This window comes from Pseudomonas sp. BS-2016, assembly GCF_001806145.1.
GTDB classification, from domain to species: Bacteria; Pseudomonadota; Gammaproteobacteria; order Pseudomonadales; family Pseudomonadaceae; genus Aquipseudomonas; species Aquipseudomonas lundensis.
The window spans coordinates 1-1,812 of sequence record NZ_MLCT01000211.1; the positions used below are offsets into that span (position 1 = coordinate 1).

Annotated in this window: 2 protein-coding genes; both read left to right on the top strand. The window is 59.7% G+C overall.

The annotated features are described in order from the left end of the window. Positions 1-183 precede the first annotated feature (183 nt). A complete protein-coding gene (locus tag BKD70_RS23880) occupies positions 184-1,050 on the top strand; it encodes an MBL fold metallo-hydrolase (RefSeq protein WP_060764432.1) in 867 nt (288 codons plus the stop codon). Between the two features lie 34 nt (positions 1,051-1,084). Next, positions 1,085-1,699, top strand: coding sequence for an NAD(P)-dependent oxidoreductase (locus tag BKD70_RS23885; protein ID WP_034126607.1), 615 nt, complete (start codon positions 1,085-1,087; stop codon positions 1,697-1,699). Positions 1,700-1,812 lie beyond the last annotated feature (113 nt).

Below are 1,812 nucleotides of genomic sequence, written 5' to 3' on the forward strand. Positions count from 1 at the left end.
AAGGTGGTCGGCGGCGGCGGATTGGCTGCCCAGGTCCACCACGGTGACAAACACGCGCATTGCTTGAAGACGATCCATGATTTGCCCGCTTTTAGAAACAAACTATGTCCCAGCATCGCATTTTTTGTCGCGTTTTATGCAACTAAGCTCTGTGCATCCCTTATCTATGGCAGGAGCTGCCCGATGTTCTCGACCTTCAAACGCTTGACCCTGGCTACTGCCGCCCTGGCATTCGCTGCCCACGCAGCGGCGGCAGAGCTGAAACTGGACGTGTACAACCCAGGCGAAGCCGCGATCTTCCCGGTCAGCTCGGTGCTGGTGAGCGGCGAGAAAGACGCGATCCTGGTGGATGCGCAATTCGGCAAAGGCCAAGCCGAGCAACTGGTGCAGAAGATCCGCGCCAGCGGCAAACGCCTGACCACCATCTACATCAGCCATGGCGACCCGGACTACTACTTCGGCCTGGACACCCTCACCGCCGCTTTCCCCGACGCCAAGGTGCTGGCGCCGCAACCGGTGGTCGACCATATCAACGCCACTGTCGCCGACAAGCTGGCCTTCTGGGGCCCGAAAATGGGCGCGGACAAACCGGCCAAGACCCTTGTGCCGCAGGTACTTAAAGGCCACAGCCTGACCCTGGAAGGACAGCAGCTTGAAGTGGTGGGCCTCGACGGCCCGCAGCCAGATCGCAGCTTTGTGTGGATCCCGTCGATCAAGGCCGTGGTTGGTGGTGTGGTTATCGCTGAAAACATCCACGTCTGGATGGCTGATACCCAGAGCGCGCAATCCCATAAAGACTGGTTGGCCACCCTCAAGCGCATTGAAGACCTGAAACCGAACACCGTGGTGCCAGGCCATTACCTGGGCACGCCATCGCTGGCCTCGGTCAACTTCACCGCCGATTACATCAAGGCCTTCGACCTCGAAACCGCCAAGGCCAAGGACTCCGCCGCCCTGATTGCGGCCATGAAAAAACGCTACCCCACCCTCGCCGACGAAAGCTCGCTGGAACTGAGCGCCAAAGTCGCCAAGGGCGAAATGAAGTGGTAACTGGCTTTAAACCTTAACCCTGTTGGAGAACATCATGAGCAAGATTGCAATCATTGGTGCCACCGGCCGCGCCGGTAGCCAACTGCTGGAAGAAGCGCTGCGTCGCGGGCATACCGTCACCGCCATCGCCCGCAATACCGACAAGCTGGCTGTGCGCCCAGGCGTTACGGTCAAACAGGTTGATGCCCTGGATGCCGAGGCCTTGCAACACGCCATCAGCGGTAGCGACGTGGTGATCAGCGCGGCGCACTTCGCCACCCTTCCCGCCAGCGCCGTGATCGGCCCGGTGAAAAAGGCCGGGGTGAAACGTTTGTTGGTGGTCGGCGGCGCAGGTTCGCTGTTGTTGCCCGGTGGCGGGCGCGTGATCGACAGCGAAGGGTTCCCGGCTGAATATAAAGCTGAAGCCAGTGCCGGGGCTGACTTCCTGGAAACGTTGCGTCAGGAAAAGGAGCTGGATTGGACCTTCCTGTCGCCATCGGCCCTGTTCGACGGCACCGAGCGCACGGGCAAATTCCGCCTGGGCAAGGATGAGCTGCTGATGGACAGTGACGGCAATAGCTCGATCAGTTTTGCCGACTTCGCCATCGCCATGCTGGATGAAGTGGAAACACCGAAGCATTCGCGCCAGCGCTTTACCGTCGGTTACTGACCCAACGCCGTCAACGCTAAACACGATGCGAAGCGAGTAGCTCTTGATCTGCTCTTGATCTGCTTTTGATCTTGATCTTAAGCGCCCCGTCAAACCACGCTGGCCGAACGCAG